This window comes from Aurantimonas sp. C2-5-R2, from assembly GCF_036549495.1.
GTDB classification, from domain to species: Bacteria; Pseudomonadota; Alphaproteobacteria; order Rhizobiales; family Rhizobiaceae; genus Aurantimonas; species Aurantimonas coralicida_A.
This window is the reverse complement of sequence record NZ_JAZHLJ010000232.1, coordinates 1-1,241: the sequence shown is the minus strand read 5'-3', so window position 1 is coordinate 1,241 and position 1,241 is coordinate 1. Positions and strand designations below refer to the sequence as shown.

The following is a 1,241-nucleotide window of genomic DNA, read 5'->3' as shown; positions in this document are numbered from 1 at the left end:
AGTGGAAGGACGCGCCGGCCGGTTATGGCCCGCACAAGACGCTGTACAACCGCTTCATCCGCTGGAGCCGGCTCGGTGTCTTCAACCGGATCTTCTCGGCTTTGGCGGGAGAAGGGCCAAGGCCCGAGCGCATCATGATTGACGCGACCCATCTGAAGGCTCACCGGACGGCGGCGAGCCTTCTAAAAAAGGGATGTTCCCCGACGTATCGGGCGCACCAAGGGCGGGCTGAACTCCAAGCTCCATGCCGTCTGCGACGATGATGGTCGGCCGATCATCCTGCTCTTGTCGGAAGGCCAGATGAGCGACCACAAGGGCGCCCGTCTCGTTCTCGACGCTCTGCCGCCGGCCTCCAGCCTGATCGCCGACCGGGGCTATGACAGCGCCTGGTTCCGCGAAGAGCTCGAAGCCAGAGGCATCGAGCCCTGCATCCCCTCATCGAAGAGCCGCAGGACGCCCTTCGCCTACGACAAGACCCTCTACCGCCAGCGGCACAAGGTCGAGAACCTCTTCGCCAAACTCAAGGACTGGCGTCGCGTCGCAACCCGCTACGACCGATGCGCCCACACCTTCTTCTCCGCCATCTGCATCGCAGCAGCCATCATCTTCTGGCTCTGGTCAATGAGTCCTGAGCCTAGCACTACTTTGGCATATTTTTAGCGCGCGAGGATTTTAGAGATTCCCAGGATGGGTTTTCGATGATTCCTAGGAGGTCGGCTTTTTGGAGCGCAGGCCGGCCATGGACAGGAACTGGCAAGCTGAACTGGAGCGCTGGCTGGCGCCGTTTTCCGCGGCGCTTCGGCACAAGACGCGGGCACGGATGTGCCCGGCCTATATCGCGGGGCTGATTGGCCCTGGCGATCGCAAGAGCATTCAGCCGATGGCGGCACGCGACGGCGGCGTGAGCNCGGCACAAGACGCGGGCACGGATGTGCCCGGCCTATATCGCGGGGCTGATTGGCCCTGGCGATCGCAAGAGCATTCAGCCGATGGCGGCACGCGACGGCGGCGTGAGCTACGATCAGCTTCATCATTTCATCGGCAGTGGCGTTTGGGATGCAGCGTCCCTCGAAGCATTGCTTCTCGTCGAAGCCGACAAATTGGTCGGCGGCGACAGTGCTTGGTTGATCATCGACGACACCGCTTTGCGGAAGAAGGGGCGTCACTCGGTTGGCGTTGCGCCACAATACGCCTCCGCGCTTGGGAAGACGGCCAACTGTCAGTCTCTGGTCTCGGTGACG

General features: G+C 62.4%; 2 pseudogenes. Both read left to right on the top strand.

The annotated features are described in order from the left end of the window. Window positions 1–660: pseudogene (locus tag VQ044_RS25205) on the top strand (IS5 family transposase); the annotation flags it as partial. 79 nt (window positions 661–739) lie between these two features. Next, window positions 740–1,241: pseudogene (locus tag VQ044_RS25195) on the top strand (transposase); the annotation flags it as partial.